27 protein-coding genes are annotated in these 25,493 nt (G+C 33.5%); 4 read left to right on the top strand and 23 right to left on the bottom strand.

What is annotated here, in order from left to right:
- Positions 1-5: 5 nt before the first annotated feature.
- A complete protein-coding gene (locus tag X925_RS09120; RefSeq protein ID WP_121959749.1) occupies positions 6-914 on the bottom strand; it encodes an ROK family protein in 909 nt (302 codons plus the stop codon).
- A 158-nt stretch (positions 915-1,072) separates the two neighbouring features.
- On the opposite strand from X925_RS09120, the gene X925_RS09115 reads away from it, so the two are divergent.
- Both X925_RS09115 and X925_RS09110 read left to right on the top strand, forming a co-directional pair.
- Positions 1,073-1,288: a hypothetical protein gene (locus tag X925_RS09115; protein WP_121959748.1), complete on the top strand. Its 216-nt coding sequence runs from the start codon at positions 1,073-1,075 to the stop codon at positions 1,286-1,288.
- A 5-nt stretch (positions 1,289-1,293) separates the two neighbouring features.
- On the top strand, positions 1,294-1,629 hold the full coding sequence (locus X925_RS09110) for a hypothetical protein (RefSeq protein ID WP_121959747.1): 336 nt from the start codon (positions 1,294-1,296) through the stop codon (positions 1,627-1,629).
- A gap of 337 nt (positions 1,630-1,966) precedes the next feature.
- On the opposite strand, the gene X925_RS09105 is transcribed toward X925_RS09110, so the two are convergent.
- From X925_RS09105 to X925_RS09065, 9 genes are all read right to left on the bottom strand, one after another.
- A complete protein-coding gene (locus X925_RS09105) occupies positions 1,967-2,527 on the bottom strand; it encodes a glucose-6-phosphate isomerase family protein (protein ID WP_121959746.1) in 561 nt (186 codons plus the stop codon).
- The gene (locus X925_RS09100) at positions 2,524-3,204 is read right to left on the bottom strand and encodes a ribulose-phosphate 3-epimerase (RefSeq protein ID WP_121959745.1); all 681 of its coding nucleotides are present in this window, start codon (positions 3,202-3,204) and stop codon (positions 2,524-2,526) included. The genes X925_RS09105 and X925_RS09100 overlap by 4 nt, the downstream gene beginning before the upstream one ends.
- Positions 3,205-3,207: 3 nt before the next feature.
- Positions 3,208-4,182 (bottom strand): allose ABC transporter, encoded by a 975-nt coding sequence (locus X925_RS09095; RefSeq protein WP_121959744.1) that lies wholly within the window; start codon positions 4,180-4,182, stop codon positions 3,208-3,210.
- Positions 4,183-4,233: 51 nt separating this feature from the next.
- The gene (locus X925_RS09090; RefSeq protein ID WP_121959743.1) at positions 4,234-5,748 is read right to left on the bottom strand and encodes a sugar ABC transporter ATP-binding protein; all 1,515 of its coding nucleotides are present in this window, start codon (positions 5,746-5,748) and stop codon (positions 4,234-4,236) included.
- A gap of 126 nt (positions 5,749-5,874) precedes the next feature.
- The gene (alsB, locus tag X925_RS09085) at positions 5,875-6,804 is read right to left on the bottom strand and encodes a D-allose transporter substrate-binding protein (protein ID WP_121959742.1); all 930 of its coding nucleotides are present in this window, start codon (positions 6,802-6,804) and stop codon (positions 5,875-5,877) included.
- A 176-nt stretch (positions 6,805-6,980) separates the two neighbouring features.
- Positions 6,981-8,000 (bottom strand): LacI family DNA-binding transcriptional regulator, encoded by a 1,020-nt coding sequence (locus X925_RS09080; RefSeq protein WP_121959741.1) that lies wholly within the window; start codon positions 7,998-8,000, stop codon positions 6,981-6,983.
- Positions 8,001-8,397: 397 nt separating this feature from the next.
- Positions 8,398-8,607: a DUF2922 domain-containing protein gene (locus X925_RS09075; protein WP_012209090.1), complete on the bottom strand. Its 210-nt coding sequence runs from the start codon at positions 8,605-8,607 to the stop codon at positions 8,398-8,400.
- Positions 8,608-8,624: 17 nt separating this feature from the next.
- Positions 8,625-8,825: a hypothetical protein gene (locus X925_RS09070; protein WP_103065614.1), complete on the bottom strand. Its 201-nt coding sequence runs from the start codon at positions 8,823-8,825 to the stop codon at positions 8,625-8,627.
- A 93-nt stretch (positions 8,826-8,918) separates the two neighbouring features.
- On the bottom strand, positions 8,919-9,134 hold the full coding sequence (locus tag X925_RS09065; RefSeq protein ID WP_121959740.1) for a hypothetical protein: 216 nt from the start codon (positions 9,132-9,134) through the stop codon (positions 8,919-8,921).
- A gap of 997 nt (positions 9,135-10,131) precedes the next feature.
- Here X925_RS09065 and X925_RS10335 point away from each other — a divergent pair.
- On the top strand, positions 10,132-12,246 hold the full coding sequence (locus X925_RS10335; RefSeq protein ID WP_158245455.1) for a YcdB/YcdC domain-containing protein: 2,115 nt from the start codon (positions 10,132-10,134) through the stop codon (positions 12,244-12,246).
- 50 nt (positions 12,247-12,296) lie between these two features.
- Here the strand turns inward: X925_RS10335 and X925_RS09050 are convergent, their stop codons facing one another.
- The 13 genes from X925_RS09050 to frr form a co-directional block, all read right to left on the bottom strand.
- Positions 12,297-13,079 (bottom strand): Rpn family recombination-promoting nuclease/putative transposase, encoded by a 783-nt coding sequence (locus tag X925_RS09050; protein WP_233187771.1) that lies wholly within the window; start codon positions 13,077-13,079, stop codon positions 12,297-12,299.
- 479 nt (positions 13,080-13,558) lie between these two features.
- Positions 13,559-14,143 (bottom strand): hypothetical protein, encoded by a 585-nt coding sequence (locus X925_RS09040; RefSeq protein WP_121959738.1) that lies wholly within the window; start codon positions 14,141-14,143, stop codon positions 13,559-13,561.
- Complete coding sequence (locus X925_RS09035) at positions 14,140-14,550, bottom strand: hypothetical protein (RefSeq protein WP_121959737.1); 411 nt, start codon at positions 14,548-14,550, stop codon at positions 14,140-14,142. The genes X925_RS09040 and X925_RS09035 overlap by 4 nt, the downstream gene beginning before the upstream one ends.
- The gene (locus tag X925_RS09030; protein WP_121959736.1) at positions 14,531-14,980 is read right to left on the bottom strand and encodes a hypothetical protein; all 450 of its coding nucleotides are present in this window, start codon (positions 14,978-14,980) and stop codon (positions 14,531-14,533) included. Before X925_RS09030 ends, X925_RS09035 begins: the two co-directional genes overlap by 20 nt.
- A 28-nt stretch (positions 14,981-15,008) precedes the next feature.
- The gene (locus tag X925_RS09025; RefSeq protein ID WP_121959735.1) at positions 15,009-15,434 is read right to left on the bottom strand and encodes a hypothetical protein; all 426 of its coding nucleotides are present in this window, start codon (positions 15,432-15,434) and stop codon (positions 15,009-15,011) included.
- Positions 15,412-16,560, bottom strand: coding sequence for a type II secretion system F family protein (locus X925_RS09020; protein WP_121959734.1), 1,149 nt, complete (start codon positions 16,558-16,560; stop codon positions 15,412-15,414). Before X925_RS09020 ends, X925_RS09025 begins: the two co-directional genes overlap by 23 nt.
- 13 nt (positions 16,561-16,573) lie before the next feature.
- Entirely contained in the window at positions 16,574-17,212 is a 639-nt protein-coding gene (locus X925_RS09015; RefSeq protein WP_121959733.1) for a hypothetical protein, read from the bottom strand.
- On the bottom strand, positions 17,209-18,012 hold the full coding sequence (locus X925_RS09010; protein WP_158245454.1) for a patatin-like phospholipase family protein: 804 nt from the start codon (positions 18,010-18,012) through the stop codon (positions 17,209-17,211). Before X925_RS09010 ends, X925_RS09015 begins: the two co-directional genes overlap by 4 nt.
- A gap of 2 nt (positions 18,013-18,014) precedes the next feature.
- Positions 18,015-20,645: an alanine--tRNA ligase gene (gene alaS / locus X925_RS09005; protein WP_121959731.1), complete on the bottom strand. Its 2,631-nt coding sequence runs from the start codon at positions 20,643-20,645 to the stop codon at positions 18,015-18,017.
- Between the two features lie 115 nt (positions 20,646-20,760).
- The gene (locus X925_RS09000) at positions 20,761-21,162 is read right to left on the bottom strand and encodes a prepilin-type N-terminal cleavage/methylation domain-containing protein (RefSeq protein WP_121959730.1); all 402 of its coding nucleotides are present in this window, start codon (positions 21,160-21,162) and stop codon (positions 20,761-20,763) included.
- 9 nt (positions 21,163-21,171) lie between these two features.
- On the bottom strand, positions 21,172-22,017 hold the full coding sequence (locus X925_RS08995) for a phosphatidate cytidylyltransferase (protein WP_012208456.1): 846 nt from the start codon (positions 22,015-22,017) through the stop codon (positions 21,172-21,174).
- Positions 22,014-22,736: a polyprenyl diphosphate synthase gene (uppS, locus tag X925_RS08990; protein WP_041534266.1), complete on the bottom strand. Its 723-nt coding sequence runs from the start codon at positions 22,734-22,736 to the stop codon at positions 22,014-22,016. Before uppS ends, X925_RS08995 begins: the two co-directional genes overlap by 4 nt.
- 17 nt (positions 22,737-22,753) lie before the next feature.
- Entirely contained in the window at positions 22,754-23,317 is a 564-nt protein-coding gene (frr, locus tag X925_RS08985; protein ID WP_103065065.1) for a ribosome recycling factor, read from the bottom strand.
- Between the two features lie 112 nt (positions 23,318-23,429).
- Here frr and X925_RS08980 point away from each other — a divergent pair, with 112 nt between their 5' ends.
- Positions 23,430-25,472, top strand: coding sequence for a metallophosphoesterase (locus tag X925_RS08980; protein WP_121514705.1), 2,043 nt, complete (start codon positions 23,430-23,432; stop codon positions 25,470-25,472).
- Positions 25,473-25,493 lie beyond the last annotated feature (21 nt).

Here is a 25,493-nt window from a genome sequence, read left to right as displayed (position 1 = left end):
ATTAGTCATTGGTTTTTTAATATCTGGTGAAAAAAAGAATATCCTCCTATCAATGATTCTTTATAATCCATTTTTGCCTCCCTAAAAGAAACTTTTCTATAGGGTAAAGGTTTCCTTAGTTTTTCTTTAGTTTTATTAATTATTACTTCCCAAGGGAATCCGTTAGCTTTTGAAACTCCTCCACCGATCACGACCACCTCCGGATCAATCAAGTTAACAAATGTGGAAATACTAAAACTAAGAGCTTCTATAAATGAATAAATTTCTTTTTGCCATTCAGGATCTTTATAAATAAAATAGTCTTTTTCAGAGATTTTTTTATTAAACTTATTTCTAAAAAGAATACTTTTTTCTTTTAAACTCTTTCCTGAGGCATAAAGTTCGACGCAATCAATATTTCCACATTGACAGACTTTATTTTCTCCTTTTGGGTAATAAATATGTCCCAACTCTGCAGCCACACCATGACTCCCTAAAAAGATTTTCCCATTTATTAATATACTTGCTCCCAATCCTGTTCCTACAAATATCCCTAATGCATTCATTACATCTTTTGCCGATCCTTTAATATGTTCAGCTAAAATGCTAAAATTAACATCTCTACTCACTATTAAGGGGATACCTACCTTTTCTCCAATCAATTTTGATAAATTCAAGCCGTCAAGTACACTTACATTAGGGCATGATATTATTTTATTGTCAATGTAATCAACCGTACCCGGTATACCAATTGCTACACCCTCGATATCAGAATTCTTCAAAAGAAACTTATTAATTATATTTACGAGAAAATCTTCAACATTATTATAAATAGTTCTTGTTTCAACCATATTAAAGTCTTCTATATCATCATAAGTATTGACCTTAGCATAAGCGGTTTTTGTCCCACCTATATCAAAAACCAGAACTGCCATTATTAGTACCTCCTAATAATTAATACTTTATCGTCTTTAGAAACTCTAAAACATGCATTGTAACCAACTTTTAATACCTTCAATATTGTACTTTTACCTCCTCACTGTATAATTTATTTGATACCTTATCTTTATTATCTCGTAAGGAGGTCATTCAATTGTCATTATTCGGTAACTCTTCTCAACTGTACTTCGATTTCGTCTACTCTGATTATATGAAAGAACATTCTGAATTTAAATATCTCCTTGATTTAATCGATATGATCGATTGGTCTGTTGTCCCAGATTTCAATAATAAGATGGGCAGAACAGGGTACTCCCGTCGAGCTTTACTTAAAGCTATCTTCGTTCAGAAGGTTAAGGGTTTACAGTAAGGGAGTTGATTCACTTCCTTAAGAGTACCCCTTCCTTTGCTAAATGCATAGGTTTCGATCCTATTATCAACTACGTTCCTTCTGAAGCTACTTTCTCTTCCTTTAAGAAGGAGTTTGCTCCTTCTTATTTGGATAAGGTTATCGTTTTTACCGTTCTTAAAGGTATCAAAGAGGAGATCAACGTCCCTATCTTCACCGTTGTTTCCCCTGCTTGCCATCATGTCAAGAATTATGCTTTGGTCCTTTTGGAAAAGGTTGTTAAGTGTTTGGATCTCAGTGGGTTTAACTTCTTAGCTGATGCCGCATATGATTCAAGCGGTGATTATGAAACTGCTTCTTAGCTTGTTTCTTTAGAAAGATTAAATCCTTTTCAATACTTCCCAAATGAACGGTTATTCATTAACTATACTTTTTTCGTGCGTATTTTTCCAAAAAAATTCTTCAATTCTAACTACTTTTCGATTTTTTGAAGAATTATCTCAATTTTCAAAGAGCAATTTGGATAATTATCCAATATTTTAGTTCTTTTTCTTCTTGCCTTAACTAATTTTACTTTTAGTCAATCGTTGCTTTTGCCTATTTCTGAAGTGGGCATTCATATTTTTATCATCATTAGAAATTATCAAATTAGGTTTAAACTAAAACTCTAGAAATTAAAAATTTTCGTAAATTATTTATTTATAAAGTCTCAATTTTATAGCTTTTACTATTTTCGCTTTTTACAATTTTAGTAGAAAAGCCTCCTTCCTTTATCACTTTTTCATAATCAAAACCTGCATCAACATTATAAACGGAAATGAATTTTAACATTTCATCCCCTATATTGACCACTCTATGAGCGAAGTTTGAGTTGATGTGACTAATAGATCCTTTTTCAAAATTATAAACCTGCTCATTATTTTTATCTTTAAGCAATAATAGGCCTTTTCCTTTTAGGCAAATATAAATTTCTGCAAAATCATTCTGATGGTAGTGTCCCTGGGTAAAAAAATATTCTCTTCCAACTGTTCCAGGGTACAAGGAGGTCACGCTGAAAATTAAATTTCCTTTTCCCTTTTCTGGTTCAAATTTTTCTACTTTGTATAAAACAAGATCTGCCGAACTTAAAATTTTCAAAACAACCGAATTATCTATGAATTGCTCTTTCATATTACTTAGTTTTTTTACATAAATATCTGTTGGCTTTTCTAGTTGTAAATACTCCCAATCAAAGAAAGAAAAATCATTTTCTAAAATCATAAAGATGTTTTCACCTCCGGTAAAGTAAGTATCTTCTTATATGCTGCTTCTAATCCTTCAGAATCTCCGAACAATCCTGAATTACCTAAAATTAGAATATCAGGTGAATGTGTCATTATTTCAGGTATAGTCTTTAGATTGACGGAGCCGTCTACCATTATTGTATATTTAAAATTATTTTCCTCCCGAATTTTTCTTAAGGCGTCAATTTTTTTTAAAACAACAGGAATAAAGTGTTGCCCAGCAAAGCCAGGATCTACGGTCATGACCGTGATAATATCAACCCTTCCTAAAATTAGCTCAATCTGGGATACTGGTGTGATAGGGGATATAGCTATTCCCGCTTTAATATTATGATCATGAAGCCAATCTACCATTCTAAAGGCTTCATTTGGGTTACTTTCTACATGGAAGCTAATTGAATCAATCTTATATTTTATTAACATTTCCAAAAAATTTGCAGGTTCCGTAACCATGAGATGAACATCTATAGGCAAAGAACAAACTTTGGTTATGTCTCTAATCATATCAATGCCTAAAGTTATATTTGGTACAAATATCCCATCCATAATATCGTAATGCAAACGGTGTATTCCTATTTCTTCTAATTTTTTTAATTGATTTTTCAGATCTGTAAAATCAGCACACATAACTGAAGCAGAAAAAAGAATTGACATAAATTATTCACCCCTTCTAATTATTACTTTATTTGCGTACACAGCTGCGATAATTATGACACCTGTAAGAATTTGTTGATAAAAAGTTGGAACATTAAATATATTTAAAGCATTGTTTATAACCCCAATTACTATTGCACCCAATAAAGTACCAGGAACATTTCCCACTCCTCCAAAAAAACTTGTTCCGCCAATTACTGTAGAAGCTATTGCAAACAATTCGTATCCCGAACCTGCTAAAGGTTCAGCTGCCCCAACTCTTGCAATCATTGATAAACCTGCTATCCCACTTAAAAGCCCTGACAAAGTAAATGCTAAGATTGTAGTTAAGTTGATTCTTGTTCCACTTAACCATGCTGCTTCTCGATTTCCACCAAGAGCATAAATATTTCTTGCCCATGTGGTATATTTGGTGAAAAGGTAAATTATTAAAGCTACTATTGCTACTATAATTAAAAGATTAGGTATACCATAGATATTACCAGAAAATATATTATTGTATTCAAAAGGATAATCAAAAATAGGTCTTGCTTCAGTTATAACTAAAGTTATTCCTCTATAAATATTCATTGTTCCCAGAGTTATTATAAAAGGGTGCAACCCAGTAAAAGCTACCAGCATACCATTAAAAGATCCTAACAAAGCCCCTATCAGAATCCCAACTAATATTGATATCCAAATAGGTATTCCTAAAGTCATTAACTTTGCAGTGAATACGCCTGTTAAGGCTAATATAGAACCTACTGACAAATCAATTCCTGCAGTTAAGATAGCGAATAGTTCTCCCATTCCTATAAGCATGAAAATTGAAGATTGAACTAGTATTTGTACTAGATTGTTTACAGTGAAAAAAAATGGGGACATAAATGAAAAAATAATAATTAAAGATAAGAGTATTATTAATGTTCCGAATTTTTCCCAAAATTTTGAAAAATTAAATTTTTTATCATAAGAAAATTTTTTTGAAAAAAATTTCATCAGATTTTCCTCCTCGTATAATTTGGATGTTTATGAAACTTAAAAAATAATTTATGCTGTAGCAGCCTTCAAAATCTCTTCTTCACTGACTTTGTCTAAATCTAAAGTAGTTATGGTTTTTCCATTTTTAAAAACAGTAACTCTATCGCAGAGCATCATTATCTCGGGTAATTCAGAAGAAATTAAAAGAATGGTGATCCCCGAATTGGCAAGATCAAATATTAAACGATAAATCTCTTCTTTTGCTCCTACATCTATTCCCCTAGTAGGTTCATCGAGAATCAATAATTTTGGATTAGCGAAAAAATATTTAGCAATTACAACTTTCTGTTGGTTTCCACCGCTTAGTTCTCTAACCCCAGTGGATATTGAACGTGCTTTTATTTTGAACATCTTTATAGCATCAAGAGCTATTTTTCTTTCTAGATAGAAATCAATAAATTGTTTATTTTCTTTGTTAAATCTTACAAGTGAGATATTGTTTTTTAAATCAAGGGTGAATATCAACCCTTCTTCTCTCCTATTTTCAGTTACATAAGCTATTCCATGTTTTAAAGCAGAATAAGGGCTTTTAAATTTCACTTCATTATTTTGAAATGAAATTTTACCTGATTTTAAAATATTGGCTCCGATTATTGATTTTATTGATTCTGTTCTACCCGAACCAATCACACCAAAAAATCCGTGAATCTCCCCTTTTTCAACTTCAAATGAAATGTTTTTTAATTCTTTCCCATTGTTAAGATTATTTACCTTTAAAAGCGCTAATTTCTTTTCGTTTCTCTGTCTACTGTTCTTCAGTTTTTTTAGGTCATCTTGGCTTGAATACTTAAAACTCAAGCTTTTTCCAACCATACTGTTAACAATTTTATCAACTGATGCCTCAAGTTTATTAAATTGATTAGTTATTTTACCGTCTTTTAATACTGTAATTCTATCTGCAATTTCCATTACTTCGTCAATTTTGTGAGATATGTAGACTATAGAAGCACCTTTTTGTTTTAAATTAGAAATGATTTCAAAAAGTTTCCATATTTCATTTTCACTCAATGACGATGTGGGTTCGTCTAATAAAATTATTTTTGAATTATAAAAAAAAGCTCTGGCAATTTCTAATAATTGTCTTTTACCTATTGGTAAAATCCCTACTTTCTCCTCAATGTCTATATCTATTTTTAAAGATTTTAGAAAATCTGAGACTTCTTCTCTCATTTTATTCCAATTGATAAAACTATTTGTTGATGCAATTCTTGGGTAATAAAAGCTTTCTACTACACTTTGTGTATTAATAAGGCTTAATTCCTGATGAACAACATATATACCAAATTCTTTAGATTTTAGAGGGGTTAAATGTTCCACTTTTTGTTCATTTATAAACATTTCACCTGAAGAAGGCTGATAAACACCACTTAAAATTTTAATTAATGTTGATTTACCTGCACCATTTTCGCCAACTAGCCCATGAATTTCTCCTTTTAATAAATCAAAATTAATGTTATCTAATGCTCTCACTCCAGGAAAGTCTTTAGTAAGGTTCACTACTTTCATCACAACATTTTCTCTCATAACGATCCTCCTTATTGATTAATGGAGAGGAAATACAAGAAACCATTGGAAAAACTTTTTTTCTTGAAAATACTTACTAAAGCAATGGGAGGTTACCCCCCCCATTGTTTGAAAATTTTTTTATAGCTATTTTGTTATTAGTTGAGCTGGAACTTCTCCATTCATTGCATTTAACGTAAAAATAGCAACACGTAATGTAGCAACCCCTATCCCGGCTGGGTCTTGAGCTATAGTTGCGCTCATTCTTCCACTTTGCACAGCTTGTAAGGCCTCTGGAATGCCATCTGTTCCTACTACATGAACCTTACCAGATTTGCCCATATTAAACACAGCTTGTGCAGCTCCCAATGCCATAGTATCATTACAGGCGTATATTGCTTTTATATTGGGGAAGGACGTAAGCATGTTGGTTGCAACATCTAAAGCTCTCATTCTGTCCCAATTAGCAGGTTGAACTGAAACTACTTTTATATTTTCATATTTTTTTATCTCATCTAAAAATCCATTTTTTCTATTTTCGCTAGATACTTCACCTGCTATTCCTTCAATTACTGCAACTTCTCCTTCACCTATCAAATTAGCAATATACTGGGCGGCCATTTTCCCAACATTATAATTGTTAGTTGAAACGAATCCAACAACATGCCCTCCGGCTTGGTTCAATTTTTCAAAATCTATTGCGGCATCTAAATTAGCAACCACAATTCCTTTTTTATTTGCTTCAACTATTGCGGGGATTAAATTTGTTGGGGTTATAGGAGCAAAAAGTATTGCATCGTAATCTTTTTGAACTATTGATTCCATAATAGCTAATTGTCCAGACATATCGTTTTCTGTCTGAGCTGCATAAACGTCAAGTTGAATTCCTAACCTTTCTGCTTCTTCTTGTAAACCGTCTCTCATTGCTACCCAAAAGGGGTTCTGCAACGTTTTCAACAAAGCTGCTACTTTATAGGGCTTCTCTGGAAGGACATTTTCAGTTCCTTCTAAAGCATTCCATGCAAATAGATTAAAACTTATCAATACTGCCAACAGAATCAAAATACTTTTTTTCATGTTTTTACCTCCTCATGAGTTTTTTAAATTTTGATAATTTCACCATATTTCATCATTTCGTTATTTCATAAACAATCACCTCCATCCTAGAATCATCTTTTAAGCTAATAAAGTTAAAGAAACAAATATTAAAATTTTTGAGTTAAAGAAGCTTTCTTTATATTTCGTAAGCATTGTTACGAAGTTCTTCTCTTCATTACTTCTACAGGTAAAATAATGTTACTGTTTTCTAATTTTTCACCTTTTAATACACTCATAAATAGTTTAAAAGCCCTCTTCCCCATACCACTTTTCTCTTGCTTCACGGAGCTTAATTCTGGTTCTACATATTTATCTTCCTTTATATCATCATATCCTAATATTGATATTTCTTTTCCAATTTTCCTGTATCTTTTAATCTTTTTTAATATTCCTATAGCAATAAGATCGCTTAAAGCGAAAATTGCATCAAAATCAGTGGAATTTTTTAAAATGTGATCTCCAACATATTCTCCAGCTCTTACGCTGACCGTTGAAAGTTCTAATGTTTCCATTTTAGCTGTTTCGCGATCAGCAGAATTTAATCGGTTGAATTCCTCAAACGCTTGTTTACAACCTTCTAACCTTCTAGGAATATTACTGAATTTGAGCGGGCCATGGACAATTAAAATATTCTTTCGGTTTTTTTCGAATAATAAGTGCTTCATTCCTAAATACCCACCTTTTTCATTGTTACTTGTAATTTGCGGAAATGAAATATCATTTATTAGACGATCTACGAATATTGTTGGAACAAATAAATCTTTTAAATAATTAGGATAAGAAGAGGTAGTAACAATAATTAAGCCATCAACTTTCCTACTTAAAAAGCTATAAACAATTTCATTTTCCATTTCTGCATTTTCAAAAGAGTTACCAATAAGTACCATGTATGAATTTTTATGTCCTTCGGTTTGCACGCCTTTTACTAATTCTGAAAAAAAAGAGTTAGTTATGTCTGGAATTATAATCCCAATTGTATTAGTTTTATCAACTCTTAAGCTTCTTGCTATCATATTTGGGCGATAATTTAGCTTGTTAACCACGTCAAAAACAATTTTCTTAGTATTTTCTGAAACTTTATTTGGGTGATTAAAAACTCTGGAAACAGTACTTTTTGATACTCCAGCTAGTTTTGCTATTTCACTATAACGAATCTTAAAATCTTGTTTTTTCATAGTTTTTCTCCTTGTGCATTCGAATTCATAGTATAAAATTTAATTTTTATAGTATCTTTGTAGTTATTTATGAAATCGATTGCAAAATGTTTGTATAATGCTACCACAAAATATCTAAAAAGTAAAGCAAAGAAAAAGGGAGGAATTATCGAATAATCACTTTTAATTGTCCATAAACGTAAATAATTAACTATAATCAAGATTTATTAAATTTTTATTTTGTAAAAGAAAGGATTAACGGTTTTCAAAGAGCGGGTAACTAAGGTATCAGCTAAATGTATTTGAGGGATGAAAAGCTTAAGGAAGCGACTGCCACCCCTTAAACAAAGTAATTATACGTGCGTATACTAATATATCAAAAAACTCATGCCCCGTCAAGAGGCATGAGTATGTTCCTTTATTGAATGAGGTTGAATACTTCATTTGTCGTTGTTTCAACGATTTCTGCTTCGTCTACTTGTGCGGTTGTTGGTACTAATACGCCTATCAAGCTTTGCATTATTGGTTCTATTTCTGCTTGCGTTAGTGTTTCTAATACTCCGTCAACTGATAGGGTTTTGCTTTTTCCTTCTGCTGAGTCATAGAATTTCATTCTTAATCTTCTCATTCGCTATTTCCCCCTTTTTAGATTATTTCGTAGCTTTCGTCGAAGTAATAGACAGCGTTGGTGTTTTCACAGAGTGAGACTAATCCTTGTAAGGCGGTTTTTATGTCTGCTTCTACGTCTGTGAATAAGTCGTAGGTTTTATACTTTTTTTGTTCTTTTCCGTCTACTATGCTTATCCAGACGATCTTTCCCTTTCTTGATTCTAAGTTCATTGCCATGTGTTACCACCTCCTGTGTGTTTTTATTTCCTTAGACCCCTTCTGGGGCGTTTCCTGGTTTGTGCTGCCTTGCTTCCCCGGAGAGAAATCATTTTATGCTTTTTCTGGTTTTTCTGGTTTTGGAAATAGTAACGCTACTACTCCGTCGATGAGTATGGAGATTATTAGATCCATGATCGGAGAGTATTTTCCAATGGATTTTAAGAATTCTCTGACTGCGTTTAGGACGATTTCTTTTTTCTTTTTGCCGTTACCAGGTACTTCCACCATTTGTACAAGGTCTGGGATTAGTCCTACTATTTCTTTCATTTTCTCACCTCCACTAATAGTATCCGTAAGAATACTTAAATTGTGGTAAATAATTGTTTACTATTTATCTATTCCCACCCGCCACCCTTTGTGGAAGGGACTCCGTCCCTTCTGATCCCTTTTTTAAAGCTTGAGAAGCTTGAGGAAAGTTAAAGGGCTGCGCCCTTTGTGGAAGGGACTTTGTCCCTTCTGATCCCTTTTTTAAAGGCTTAGCCTTTAAGATTTCCGTTGTTTATAAAGCTTATTTGATTATCTGTTCCCACCCTCCTCCCTCAGAGGATTAAGGGGCTTCGCCCCTTATGATCCCCCACACCCCTTTGAGGATTTCTTTTTTTATGAAAACTGCCGCCATTTTTAGTGGGTCAGTTTTTGGGACAAGGTGGGTCAAAAATTGGGACAGTTTTGGGTCAAATTTTGACCCAGTTGTGGGTCAATTTTTGGGACACCCTATAAGGTTTTATATTATTAATATAAATATATAAAAATATATAATATATCTTTTCTCATTTTGTAGGGAGAAATAAAAATTTGCAGTCTAAGGTAAAAAAGTCTTTTGATAAGTTTTTTTGGAAGCTTAGTCTTTAAATTACTTTCGATTTATGAAGCTTATTTGATTATCTTTTCCCGCCCACCACCCCTTAAGGATTTCTTTTTTTATGAGGCCCATTTCCCCTAGAGGATTTCTTTTTTTGATTTTTTTTGCAGATACTACTAATGGAAGGAAAAAATTCTTTGAAATGCTGAGGTAATTTTGTGATTGTTTTTAATCTCCTTAAGGCAAGAAGTCGCTTATTTCTTTGGATGGAGTATGAATTCTTACTATCCGTTTGGGATCATAATTAATTGTCCTCGAAATAGGATAATGGCTAGATAGTAATTATTGTCTTGGAACTTGATTTACTTTTTGTTATTTGAATGTTGTATAATTTATCCACAAGAAGATTTATTTCTTTGAATCCTCTTCGGAGTGAAGGCAAATATGAGGAGATGGTAAACAATGAAAAATATTTTATCAGTTGTTCTTACAACTGTTATGTTCATAAGCATGTTGGCGGTGGGCGTCTTTGCTGTCGAGCCGACGTATTCTTCCCAGCAGGCTAAAAACTTAGTATCAGAGATCTCAGGTATTGATGCGGCAAAGTTTAATGCCGACCTGAGTTATAGGTACGATGTACCATCTGAGGCTTGGAATATTCACTATTGGGATCAAGAAATAACTGTCACTGCTATGGTGGATGCCTCCACCGGTGAGTTGGTGAGCTATTGGTACTACAAAAACAATTATCCGGGCAGCGAAGATAGCAATGTGCCAAACTACACAAGGGATGAGCTCAAAGACAATGCTTTAAACTTCATAAAGAGATACGCACCCGACAAGTATGACCAGATAGACAAAGCCCCTGATTTTCAATATGGTTTTTATTATTATAAAGGCGGGCAGACAAATTATACCTATCATTTCAAGAGAAACATTGAACAGCTAAGTGGTATCAACGACGGGATAGATATCAACCAAGGGATAGATATAAGTATTGATGCCACAACCGGAAAGGTATCAAATTATTACATTAACTGGACAGACATATCTAAGGTTGACATCGATGGGTTACTGAGCGAAGATGAAGCTTTAGAGAAAATGGATCAAATAATGGGTACCTTCCTTGTTCAGAAGGATATATGGAGAGAGTACTCCCCTCCCGAAAATAAGCTCTTGTATGCTCCGGCCAAGAGCGCTGGCTTATATCCTTTGCCAATGGGGATTAATGCTAGAACGGGGGAGCCCGTAAACTACACCGGTCAGACTTTTGAGATGGGCGAAAGGGAAGAGTATAAGGTAACCAATGTAAATAAAATGTCTTCCCTGGGGAAAATGGATGAAAAGAAAGCAAAGGATTTTGTGGAAGAATATCTGAAGAGCATGGGTAATGACCCAGAAAAATTCACTCTAAACATCAGTATAAAGGAAAACTATAACGACCAAAATATAAACGTATATAATATTTTTGCTAATCATGGGGATAAAGATAGCAACATCAATTTTTACTCAGTAATTGAGGTGGAGACAGGGAAGATAATAAGCCTTAATTATGGCGAAGGGTTAAATCAGCCGACTTTCTCGGATGCCGATAATGGTATAGGAATAGAAAAGGCAGTGGAAATTGCAAAGGATTATTTATCCAAGGTAAGTCTTCCTTTTGAAAACATGTTGGTTGTGTCTGGGAAAGATTACAACTACACAGTTAACTTCATCATGTATCAAGAGGGAGTCTTATACCCCGTTAATACGGTTAATGTCAATGTTGATAACGAGGGTAAGGTAGTTCGATTTAATATTAAGTACAATGACATCGAGAAGATCGATACTACTGGAATTATTACCATTGAAGAAGCCGAGGTAAAGCTGTCTCAGTATCAAAAACTTCAGCTCTCCTTTGCTTTACCGAGAGATCAGTATACAGGAGATCCTGTGGGGGAACCGATTCCTGTTTATCAACTCTCCGATATCAACGGCTTTGGGATAGACGCCAAGACGGGTGAGTTTGTAGGATATGGTGAATCAACCTTGCCTATGCCAGGAGGAAAGGTCGACCCTTATACTGGAGTAATCGGAGATAAGAATGAGAAGATCTTAAAGATTTTCATTGATATAGGTATTATGCCTCAACCGGTACCAGAGGTTAGTGAAAATGTGACGGTAGGCCAGGCTGCATTAATACTTACTAAGGCATTTATTCCAAATTATTATTCAACGCCAGAGCCCAGAACAGAGGAAGGGGCTGTAGAAACTACGCCTGAAGGAATCGCCTTGAAAGCTTTAATGAAACAAGGTGTGATAAAAGAGGATGTAAAACCATCCGATGCCGTTACAAGAGCCCAGATTGCCCTATGGCTTTCGAGAGCTGCGGGTTATGGTAAACTTGTAGACTCGGATATATGCTTTATATTACCGGCAAAAGATATCAATGACCTTGATAAGGAAGCTAAAAACAGCATAGCGATAGTAACTGCGTTAGAGGTAATGGATGTAAAAGATGGAGAATTCAAACCCTACGATTTGCTGACATTTTCTGATTTCTGTGCCATAGTATATAATGCCATGAAAAATATGTAGCTAAAATCGGGAAGGAGGTAGATAAATTAATTAATCTACCTCCTACCCCATTATTTCAACAACTTTTTTAGTTCTTCTATGGTTATTTCTAACAAGTTATCCCCTATGTAGTTTATCGTTTTTTCATCCGCTTTTCTTATCTTGTCTTTTATCTCTTCAGTTAGTTGGTTACCAAATCTTTTGCTTAATATTCTAATTGCGAACTCTCTTTCGCCTTCAAGTTTGCCTTCAACTTTACCTTCCAATTTACCTTCTAATTTACCTTCGTTTCTCAACTTTTCAGCTATCGTCATAACTATCTCACCCCTTCCAGGCATTATTTCTTTTTGTACTTTTAATATCTCCTCTATCGTTACATCTTCCCTTACGTTTAGTAAGTAGATCATGCACTCTTCAAACCATTCATGTACCTCTTCTTCTGGTAGTTGTTTTATGTATTCAAATATCCTTCTTAATCTTTCTTTAAACTCTTCTGTGGTCATTGCCGTTCCTGCTCTCATTGCTTCTATTGCAACTTTCATCGCTGTTAATCCTATTATCCTTTTTTCCCTTTTGATCGAGAAATCACATATTTCATATCGGTATGTAGGTAAGTATGTTTTTAGTTCATTTGGTAAATCTTCTATCCCTTGCACCATATTTGATAAATTCGTTTCTACGTTCCAGATTTCTCTTCCATGGTATATTACCATCGGTATTATTATTGGTACCTTTTTTGTTTTGGGATCGTATTTTTCTTCCCAGATGCTCGTAATATATCTCAACAGTTGAAAGATTACTTTCCCTTCAATGTAGCTTTTGTGTTCCATCAGAATGTATATGTAGCCATACACATTAAGGGGCAAGCCCCTTAAGATCCCCAAAACCTAATTTTGTTTTAAAAGATTTTTTTACATAAACCAGCAAAAGGCAAGCCCCTTAAGATCCACGAAAACAAGTTCAAAGTCAAAATCATCTAAAAAATTAGTTTGCACAAAGCAGCAAACGTAGATAGTTCCATAAGAAATCTCGAGCTATCCTTATGTCACTGAAAATTCGTTTGAAGAATAGATCATGAGGATTGTGCACTAATTCGTTCATGTCTGGCCTCTCTTTTTTGTTAGATTTTGTTTGTCAATTTAATTATACCATATTTTGAAAAATCTATAAAACCTGCATTAGGCCATATTATACGTAAGCGAGAGATTGAAGAAATTCGAATATTCTTAGATGGATAAAAAATAACGAAAGAGTAAATAAAAATTCACATGAAGTTAATTTTTCTTGCAGATACTATTAGTGGAGATGGGAAAATTAAAGAAATTTGAATTGACTAGAGAACACATAGTTTTTTATCTTCAGTTAGAATTAAAATTCCATCATTGAAAATTGCCAATACTAAATCTTCCCCCAATGTATCGCCTGCGGAAAGCTTTATAAGTTCATCGAAGAAATAAACAAACCCTGTATTTCTTCCTTCTGAATCTATGAAAAAACCTGAGAATTCTACCCCTTCTTTTTGATATTTAGGCAAGTTATCTTTTTGTGACCATAGATCTAATAAGTCAATTTTTAAAGGCTTGAAAATGTTTGAGCTTTTGATGTATAATTTATTATTATTATTCGCATCCGTAGGGCTATACTCAAAATTAGGATATGAAAAGGATACGGCGATGTCAAAATTATCCCCAAGTTCAAGAAAAGAATCGTTATTTCTTTTTATAATCATACTTTCCAACAAAAGATCAGAAGATAAAATATTTTCTAACTCTTTTTGTAGAGGCTCTGATAAGAAGTTGCTTTCTACTTCTGATATGGTATGGAGAGAGAATTTTAGGTTCGGTGATTCAATTTCATAATTTTTTATATACACTAAAGTTATAATCAACAAAAGAATAATAAATAGATAGCGTTTCATTGGTTGACTCCTTGTTCTTTAATTTCAAGAACCACGTAATAATTGGATCCCATGTTTATTTTAGAGACTTCTGATATGGAGTACTTGCTCTTTATTTTCTGAGTTGGTTCCATAAATGTTGCAACTTTTGCTGTTAGTCCATTCGCCAAGGAGTAGTTGAATTCTATTAGAAAAAAGTTGTTATCTGTTAGGAAATCAAAAAATTCCTCGACGACCATCCTTTGGTTGGCAACTTTGTAAAGGTAGTTGTTGTAAGTATAATTTAAGTTGTTTTGTATCCTTTTGATATTCAGATATTCTTGATATTTCTCATAACTTTCAAAAACTAGAAGAACGAAAAGTATAATTATTATTGTTATTAGTGTGTATTTCAGAAATTTTCTAACGTTAGATTCTAACAGGAACAATTCTTTTATCCTCCAAATATTTTATTGCTAATTCCTTCAATTCTTGATTATTAAAAAAGTATGTTGGTTTTTCGTCAACTATTATTCCCGAAAATGCGAATTCTTTGTTTCTAAGGAACTCATAATTGTAAAAATCTGTACCTAAAACGTATCTACCCTCTTTGAATTCTAAGACTTTTCTCAAAAGAATGGATTGAATCGGTAGAATAGTGTCAAAGAATAAAGATCTTTTTGATTTTTTGTAGTCGATAGCATCGATTACCAAGAAATATTCTTTATCAGAAGAATGAATCTTTTTAAAAGCGATTTTTTTATCCGTTATTTCTTGGAAGTATATTTTTCTCAGTTGAAATTCATTTTCAAATGGTTTAATAAAACAATCAATATGATTTATACATACTTTTTTCCCTTTGTATTTGAACTTAATCATAATTTTCCTCCAAAGGCTTGAAGATAGATCATGGATTGGTGAGCGCTCCCGTGACTGGAACGACGTTGAATATGGTTTTTCCTTCGCTGTTTACAATTCTGCCTCCCCTTCCGACTATCTTTCCAAAGCTCCATAATAGATCTTGGCTACTTTGATCTTCTATTCTGTATCTTATATCATAAGTCACGATTTTTAATTTTCCCTGTACTATTTGAGAGCGTAGGATTCCGTTTAAGTTGTTATCCTCTCCGTAATGGGTAGAGGCGCTTCGTGTTTTATACACCACCTCTGAAGCTATGAATCTTTCCGTAAGAGATGAAAAGTATTTTTGAAGTGGATATACAGTGAAAAAAACTATCGACGAGAACAAGATTAATTCGATACCTAAAGAAACTAGCACTTCCATAAGTAGGAAACCTTCCTTATGAGATTTAGAATGTACCCCCCATTTCAAATTTTATCCCCCCTAAGTAGACATTGGAGTAAATTTCAAATGCTAAACTCAAAATTATTACAGATAAAAATATTATAAGTACAGGTTCGATCATTTTCATAATCTTATCTGAAGCGGTTTTAAAAGACGAATAATAATAGTTTTCTAAGAAGTCAAATACCTCTTTATAATTTCCTTTCCTTTTTGAGACGCTCATTGTTAAAGAAAATTCTTTAACGTCTTTTATTTTTGAAAAAACTTCGGTAAGATCTTTCCCTTTTTCTATATCCAAATAGGCTGTTAAGAAAGTAGATGATATATACTGTGAATTCGTGTTAGAAAGGACTATTTCTAAAGCGTTGTATATTGTGAGACCACTTTTTAAAAGTAAGTTAACGTTCCTTGTGAATTCGTGAAGTATGTAATTCTTGTACAAGGACTTTAAAAACGGAATCTTTGTCCAAAAAATATCGTTTCCCTTGCCTATCCAGAAAGTTATCAACCCAAAGAAGAAAAATATCAACATACTTATCAACATGTAAGTTGATAAGTTAAGATTAATATCGTATCCTAAAAGAGTAGAAAACTGTGGAATAACCCAAAAATTTAGAAGAAAAAGCAAAACCAAAATTGATGAAAGAATTAGTAGTGGATAAATTAATGATTTTTCGGCGGTAGACCTGGAAAGTTTGACGTTGTTATAGTAATCTTTTAAATTGGATAAGTTTTCTCTTAAAATTAGCGTTGTCTTTGAGATATTTATTGTATACCTAAAGTAGTTATCTATTTCAGGAAAGTCAAATGCGGTTTTGTAGTCTAATCCTTTTTTTACTAAAAAGTATCCTTTAAAAACAACACCTCTTATGAACTTATCAACCTGTTCGTTGAAAACTAAAAATTCCATAGCTTCAAAGAGGGTCAGCCCCGAGTTTACAAGGAGGTACAGATTATCAACAAGGCTGATCATTTGATCGATATTGAATTTTTTACTGTTGAAATAAAAGTTATCAACATTGATGTTGATAACTCTGATATTGAGGTTAGACAGAATATCATAAATTTCTTCTTTATCTTTTACAAGTAATAGACATTCGTATCTTTTATTTGATGATCTTTCCTCAACGTCCACCTGGTAAAGTTTTTTCACCTTTTCCCTTCTTTTATCTTATGAAATGTACCTTATTTTTTGTTTTGATTTCATCCATGACCAATTCGTAAAAATATCTGCTTCTCATAACCTGAATGGATTTGTATAATCTTTGTATGGTTGAAGATTTGTGATAATTATATGGTGAATCATAGATTTCTATTTCTTCACCTTCGTATTTTAATAATGAGTAACAAGGTGTTCTTGAAAATGAAGCGGTATTGTACCATCCTTGAAATGGTGGCCTAATACCAGGTAAAAGTGTAGAATAGAAAAAACTTTCTTGAATGGTGCTGATCTTTTTAGCTGTTATTTCTTCAGTCTTTAAATTTATCAGTTCGATTTCTAAGGGAATGTTTAATTCAGCATCTTCTTCTAATTGATATTCATACTTGCCTAAATTTGAAGAAAGTTTGAGACAATTTTTTATGTTTCCAAAAAAGATGTAATCTTTATCTATTGTATTCAAGTAAGGCTCTAAACTTTTTATAGTTTGGTGAAGGATCTTTTCTTTCTTGAGTTGGAAACAGGCGATACAAAATCCTGTGATACCGTTGGTGATGATTTTATCGTAATAGGATAGATCCAAACCTTTTAAGTTTTCAGCTGCTTTAATTCCTTGCCATCCAAATCCTCCACTTACTAAAATCATGATATTTTCTCCAAGATTTCTTCTTTTCTTTCTAAAACAGCCCTTCTCCCAGTATCTATTAAAGCTTCTGTTTGTGTGAAATCTAAAGTATTAAAGTCTTCTGTGGGCAATTCGATAAGTACGTTAGCAAACTTTTCAGTTAAATTATCATATATATTTTCTCTTATTGTATCCATCCTATCAAAAGCTTGGGAGGCATTTTTTATTTCCTCGTATTTTATCTTCTTTGATAAAATTTTTAGGGCGATAATTTTATCTGCGCCAACTTTTTTAGCCGTTAGGATAGGTAGCTTTTCCAGGGTTCCGCCATCTATGTATTTGCTACCGTTTATTTTAAAGGGCCTGAATGCACCAGGCATCGCCATGCTAGCCTTTAAAGCTGGGAATAAAGGTCCTTCACGAAAAATTACCAAATCTCCACTATCCATTTTTACCGCTGTACAATAGAATTTAATTTTCAAATCTTCAAAGGTGACGTCTTTAAATATCCTTTTTAATATATAAAAATAAAGAAAAGAAGGTAAAGCCGATGGTAGCAAGTTTGCACCTATACACGTCAAAATAGATGGTATTTTACGAGATGAGGGTGCTTTTTTTATAAAAGGAGCTTTTTGTAACCTTAAAGCGTATTCATACAATAAGTTGGAATTACCTAAAATGGCATACCCAGCACCTACGAGTGCGCCAATACTTGTACCAACAACGATATCAAATTTAATTCCCATTTTTTCAAGTTCTAAAAGTGCTCCAACGTGGGCAGCGCCTTTGGCCCCACCTCCAGATAAAGCAACCCCAAGCAATATTAAACCTCCATAAAATCATTTATGTGTTCTATCACTTCTTTCACCTTATTAGCATATTTTCCGCCGGCTTGTGCAAAAGTTGGTCCACCGCCTCCACCGCCACCTAAGTAAGAGGCTATTTTTCTTGCAATGTTTCCGGCGTGGAACTTTTTAGAAGTGTCTTTTGATACCTTTACTATCAAACTTACTTGATCATTGTTACTCTTGTTGAAAAGGATCACAACGCCTCTACCCAACTTTTGAAGTAGGATATCGGCCGTGTTAGCATGAACATCTTTTTCTAAGTTTTCTAACTGAGCTACTACCACCTTTTCGCCTTCTATGATTTGTGGAGTTTCAGCTAATCTTTCTATATTTTTTGTGGCCAACTGAAATTGAAGTTGTTTAATTTCTTTTTCCTGATTTTTTATAGTTTTTAGAATACCTTCGATTTTATCAGGTATCTGGTCCCTTGATGAATCCAACATTTTAGATAAAATAGTCATAATACTTTCCAATTCTGTAGCATAATTAAGGCTTTCAAAACCTGTAATAGCTTCTATTCTTCTAACTCCTGATGAAATAGAGGATTCTTCCAAAATTTTGAAGAGACCAATTTCTCCTGTGTTGGAAACATGTGTGCCTCCACAGAGCTCTCTTGAGAAATCGTCTATTTCCACAATTCTTACCACTTCTCCGTATTTTTCTTCAAATAAGGCTATAACATCCATACTTTTTGCTTCTTCTAAGCTTTTTAGGTATATGTTAACAGGGACAGCTTTTTGTATTTGTTCGTTTATAAGGTATTCGATTTGCTTTATTTGATCTTGGGTCAAAGGTTCATAATGTGTGAAATCAAATCTTAATCTTTCCGGGGCTACATATGAACCAGCCTGCCTTATATGCTCTCCAATTACTTTTCTTAATGCAGAATGCAAAAGATGTGTCGCTGTATGGTTTTTCTCTGTAGCTTTTCGCTTTTTTTCATCAACTTTTAGAAATACTCTTTCTCCGTTTTTTATACTACCTTTTTTTATTTTTACTAGGTGAGATATTATCTCATTTCTTATAGGTTTGACATGTATAACTTCAGCTTCGAATGTTTCATTGTAGATAACACCCTTATCTGAGACTTGTCCTCCTCTTTCGGCATAAAAGGGCGTTTTAGGGAAGAAGAGTTCGATTTCGTCACCTTCTTGAGCTTGTGGGACAATACTATTACCTTTTATTATAAGCTGAACTTCTTCTGTCGAACTTAGTTTATCATAACCAATAAATTCAGTTGGAGTCAAAAATTTATCGATTTCTTTGTAAATTTGTTTTTCTGTATCATATTCTACTTTACCCGAAGCTGATCTTGCCATCTCTCTTTGCTTGTTCATCAGTTCTGTAAATTCTTTTTCATCAACTTCTATCCCTTTTTCGGATAATATCTCTTTTGTGAGGTCCAAAGGAAATCCGTATGTATCGTAAAGTTCGAAGGCTATTTTCCCCGGTAATGTAGTTTCGTTGTTTAAGTTTTGAATTATGTTGTTTAACCTTTCCATTCCTTTTTCCATAGTTTCAAAAAACTTTTCTTCTTCCATAAAGGAAATATCTTTGATTAAAGCTTCTTTTTCGATGAGTTCAGGATAGATTTTTCCCATTTTTTTAATCACCGTTTCAAGGATACTGCTTAAAAATGGGCCTTTTGCTTCCAACAAAGCTCCATGTCGTACAGCCCTTCTTATTAATCTCCTTAAAACATAGCCTCTTCCTTCATTTGATGGTATAATTCCTTCAGATATTAAAAAAGCAATCGCCCTTGAGTGATCTGCTATTACTTTTATTGATACGTCTTTACGTTTATTTTCTCTGAATTTTACACCAAAGATTCGTTGTATTTCTTCTATTATTTCTTTGAATAGATCGGAGTCAAAATTATCATATTTACCTTGAGTAACTGCGCAGATTCTTTCAAAACCCGCACCAGTATCAATGTTTTTTCTTGGTAATGGGGATAGATTTCCGTTTTCATCGGAATAATATTCAGTGAAAACTATGTTCCAAATCTCGACAAAACGTCCACAATCGCATGCAGGAGTGCAATTTTCTTGGTCTGGACAGTTTTCGGTGTACCCTGTGTCAAAGTATATTTCTGAGCATGGGCCACATGGACCGGTTGGACCTGCAGGTCCCCACCAGTTTTCTTCTTTACCGAATCTTAGTATTTTATTTTCAGGTATTTTGATATCATCTTTCCAGATATTAAAAGCCTCGTCATCGGTTTCATACACGGAAGCCCATAATTTTTCTGCTGGAAGTCCTAATTCTTCTGTTAAAAATTCCCAAGCCCATTTTATAGCCTCTTTTTTAAAATAATCCCCAAAAGAAAAATTCCCCAACATCTCAAAAAAAGTATGATGCCTGGGAGTTCTTCCAACATTTTCTATATCGTTCGTTCTTAAACATTTTTGACATGTAGTGATTCTCGTATAAGTGGGTTCAACTTTTCCCCAAAATATTGGTTTAAAAGGGACCATTCCAGCCACCGTAAACAACAATTGAGGATCGTTGGGAATTAATGAGGAACTAGGTAACTTTTTATGCCCTTTTTTCTCGAAAAAATACAAAAAATTTTCTCTGATTTCTTCAGAGGTAAAATATTTCATATAGAAATCCTCCTAATTTTTTTCAAATTATTCTTTCTTTGAAAACTCTAAAACTTCTGTCAGTAACCCTTTGCCCCGTTTCCCACCCTCACTAAAGTGTCTGCTTTCTATTCTTTTAATATTTAACTACTAAATAGGCAGTATCATTATCGATAAGTATGTTGTTGTTAATCTTTTTTAGCTCTGTTGCGGTAGGTGAGTCACCGTCATATACGATTCTGATTTCTAATGGGGTAGATGAATCTTTTACTATTTCTATATTTTCTGGTTGAGAAGTTAAATAGCCGTCTGACAAGAGAGCATCAAACGTCAAGCCACTTAAAGTTGGATTATAAATACCATAGTTCATTACAGCGACTTGCACATTTTGCATTTCAGTTACTATTTTAGTTGCTTTAGCTTGATTGATAAGTCCTGTAACCGATGGGATGGCGATGCTAGCGAGGATTGAAATGATCCCCAATACTATTAGAACCTCAACCACTGTGAAACCTTCGTTAAATTTTGTCTTTTTCATTTTCGCCCCCTATATCCACAGTATTCTCAACAAAAAATACCACATTGGGGTTACGATCAACAAACCATCAATTCTGTCGAGCATTCCCCCATGACCTGGTAAAATTTCTCCAGAATCTTTTACATTATAATATCTTTTAATAATTGATTCTGTTAAATCTCCAATGGTATCAAAAAAGCCCACCATCAATGCAAAGATAAGGGTTTGCAAGAGAGTTATTTTTTGAATGCTTCCAAAAAAAACCCCAATGGAATCAAATATAAATATATAAGCAAAAGTGAAAAAGATGCCACCTAATAATCCCTCCCAACTTTTTTTTGGTGAAAAATGTGGAGAAAGTTTATGTTTACCGAAACTCAACCCAAAAAAATATGCACCGGCGTCATAAGCCCATACTGCAGTTAATGCTAAAATCGCCATCCCTGGTCCATAGTTCAAATGAATCAAATAAAAGTTTGAAAGGAAAAAAGATACGTAGATAATACTTAATGCAGAAGATTCTATGAACCTTTTTGTGTGCGTTATTTCTTTAACTAAGAGCATGATCGAAAATACAGACGCTACGAAAGCTAAGAAAAATATTCCTTCACTTTCAAAAGGTAAAATTCCTCTATATTCAGCCTCCAAGGAGAATCCATATATAAGACTGGATGTTCCTACAATAAAAGTAAGCAAAAGCTTGATGAAACTATTTTTGACATCACTTGTAAATAGTTCAATCAATTCAAAGGAAGCTAACATCACTATAGTTGTAACCAATCCTAAAAGAGTGGGATACGTTAAATAAGAAAAAACAACTATAGGTCCAATAATTACCCCTGATATTACTCTTGTCCAGAGTTCTTTTTTATTCAAAGGTTTTCCTCCATATCTTTAGACTTACTGCTTATACCCCCGAATCGTCTCTCTCTTTTAGAATAATCTAAAAGGGCGTTGAAGTAATCATCATAGGAAAAATCAGGCCATAGAGTTTCTGTAAAATACAGTTCAGAATAAGCAGATTGCCAAAGTAAGAAGTTACTTAGTCTTTCTTCACCTGCTGTTCTTATTATTAAATCAGGATAAGGAACATCTGGTAAATAAAGGTTGCTGTCAATATCTTCTTTTGTTATTGTTGTCTTCTTTTCTTTCAAGATTTTATTTACTGCATCTACAATCTCTTGTCTTCCACTGTAATTCAAGGCGAAGATCAAATTGAAATCTTTGTTATTTTTACTTATGTCCTCGATTTCTTTACAAGTCTTTATGAGACTTTCTGGCAGTTTATTGATCCTTCCCAAAAATCTTACATTTACCCCATTTTCTATGATACGTTTAAGGTTATCTTCAAAGTATCTTATGAGTAAATCAAATAAAAATTCTATTTCATTTTGTGGTCTCTTCCAATTTTCTTCTGAAAAGGTGTATAAGGTAAGATAATTAATTCCAAATTCTTTAGACCACTCAATAACTTTGAGGGCAGTTTCAGCACCCCTTTGATGTCCATAGTTTCTGTCATAGCCACTTTTAGTTGCCCATCTTCCGTTTCCATCCATAATTATACCAACATGGGCAGGTACTTTTGAAAGTTTCATACTTATATTTTCCACATTTATGACTCCATGATCTCTTTTTCTTTTCTTTGGAATATTTTTTCTGCCTCATCTTCATTTTCTTTTAAAATCTCTTGGATTTCTTCTTCGAATTTTTTTGCCTCGTCTTCACTTATTGAACCCTCGTTCTTTATTTCTTTAACCTTTTTTATATCATCTCTTCTAATATTTCTTAAAGCCACTTTTGTTTCTTCTAGCATCTCTTTTATAGCTTTTACCAGTTTTCTTCTTTCTTCAATAGTGGGATTTGGGAAAGATACCCTAACTACGTTACCATCGTTTATCGCGTGAAAGCCAAAATTAGAAGCATTTATAGCTTTTTCTATCGGTTCCAGCATCTTTTTATCCCATGGGGTTATGACAACTGTTCTTTCTTCTCCAACACTTAAGGTTGCAACCTGATTAATGGGAGTAGGCATACCATAATAATCGACTTTTATATCCTCAAAAATAGCGGTAGTAGGTCGTCCGGTTCTTACTTTTTTTAATTCGTCCTCGAAATGTTCAAGAGTTTTTTTCATTTTTTCTTCTGCTTCTTTCGCATAAGAACTTCTCTTTGCCATGACTTCACCTCCGCATAAAATTTAATTCAGCAAATATTATACCACACCAAAGGGTTTTTCTTATATGATATAATATTGAAAGAGCGAAAAAACACGAAAAGGGGGCATTAATGTGAAAAAGTATCTTATCGTAACATTTTTTGCTATTTTGTCTGTACTCTTTTTTTCAGCAGATCTAATTTCATCTTATCAGGATAATTATATATTATCCAACAACTATTTGACAATAGGAATTTCTAAAGAAAATGGATATATAACTCTTTTTAAAAGTAATGAAGTTAATAAAAGTCTTTTCACAAATCATAAAATTCTAATTTCAGGTGTAGAGCTCCAAAACAGCATTGTAGAAACTTCGGAAGATTCGATTTCTTTCATTTATGATGAAAACGACTTCAAAGTGTTGAATACTTACACCCTACAAGAACAAAACCTCTTATTGAGTACTATGATAACTAACAAAACGGAAACAAAAAAACGAGTCCAAATGAATGAAATAATAGATTACTCCGACACATTTCCTTTTTTTATAAAGTCAAAGATCTTAAATAACTATGTATTAGTTCTTCAGCAAGATTTTGGAAGCTTTGGCTATTTCCCGGTTGATGATCAAACATTTCAGAGGGTTATAGCAAACGACGAGATGACCACAAGTATCTCATTTTTTACCCTTGAACCTGAGGATGTTCTTGAATTTACGAGAGTTATAACCGTTGGTGAGAGCGTTAGCGAAATAGAAAAAAGATATTATGATAAATTCGGTATAGGTTATACAACTATCGAAAAAAATATAATATTGAACAATGAAAAGTCTGCTAAGGGCATGAGAGTTGTTGTAGAAGATGAATTGGGAACCATTCAAGATGTTCAACTAGTTGATGAAAAAGGAAAAGCAGAATTTTATCTTCCCAATGATGAAGATTATGGGAATTTCCAAGTTAAAGTAGATTTTGGAAATTTGAAGAGTGAATCTGTCTCTATTGTAGAGTCTGAAGACCTTTTTGTTGAAGTTGGAGAAAATTACTTTTTTTACCAACCTTTCCTCACTAACAAAGAGGAAGATGGTGTGACTATCAATTTCAGGATGGCTGTCCCTGCCAGGTCAACTGTAGAAGTTTATGATTCAAGTAGCGAAGCTAAGGTGTTAGAAATACAAAACGAGTTTCCTTTGGAATATCACTATATAGAACTTTCTGGCTTGCAACCTGATTCTTCCTATGAATACGTGATAAATGTTGAAGATACTTATACTCTGAATGATGTTAAGACAGAAAAAAAGGCTTTTAAAACCAAGCCTTTAGATGAAAATATTGATTCTTTTCGATTTATAGTTTATGGAGATACTCAAATCTATGACGAAAGACACGCTTACGTTGTTAATAGAATTGTAGGAGATTCGGATCTAAATACAGCATTCATTCTAAAGCCTGGAGATCACACGGAAGAAGGCACATCAGAGAAGAGCTGGAGTAAATTTTTTGAGTCTGCAAACCCTTTAAGTTCTCAAATCCCCTATTACATGGCTTTAGGTAATCACGAAAGAAACAGTTTACTTTATTATAGGGCATTCGAGCTTCCAAGTGGTGGTGGAGATTATTCCAAGAGATGGTACTCTTTTGATTATGGAAACTCTCATTTTGTTATCTTAGATTCTAATATTTTGGAATCTACGGATCTTTATGAAAAACAAATGAAGTGGCTGGAAGAAGATCTTAAAAACAATAATGATAAAAAATTTATCTTCGTGGCTTTCCATCATCCTTTTTGGACGACAGCCACGGAGTATGGTAATATGGAAGAAAATCTTCCCGAAGGTCATTTCAACACAAAGAATTGGTTGCCCATTTTCGAAAAGTACGGTGTTGATGTTGTGATAAACGGACATATACACGCTTACGAAAGGTATTTTAAGGATGGAATCATGTTTATAACCAGTGGTGGAGGGGGTGCTAAGCTAAATACAAATCATGGAGCGGATCCACTGCCTTGGCATGTAAAGCACGTGCTTGGAAAGCTCCATTACATTATTTTTGATGTTTACGAAGATTCGATCAAAGTTACTGTAAAAGCAGTGGCGAGGGTTGATAATCCTCTTTTCCCAAATCAATATACTCCAATTGACGAAATAATTGATGAATTCTACATATACAAAAAGTGAAAGGGAGATTATTCTCCCTTT

Origin of the sequence: Petrotoga sp. 9T1HF07.CasAA.8.2, from assembly GCF_002895585.1 — a bacterium.
Classification (GTDB): Bacteria; Thermotogota; Thermotogae; order Petrotogales; family Petrotogaceae; genus Petrotoga; species Petrotoga mobilis.
The sequence above is the reverse complement of the archived record's forward strand: the minus strand, read 5'-3'. Positions and strand labels throughout refer to the sequence as shown.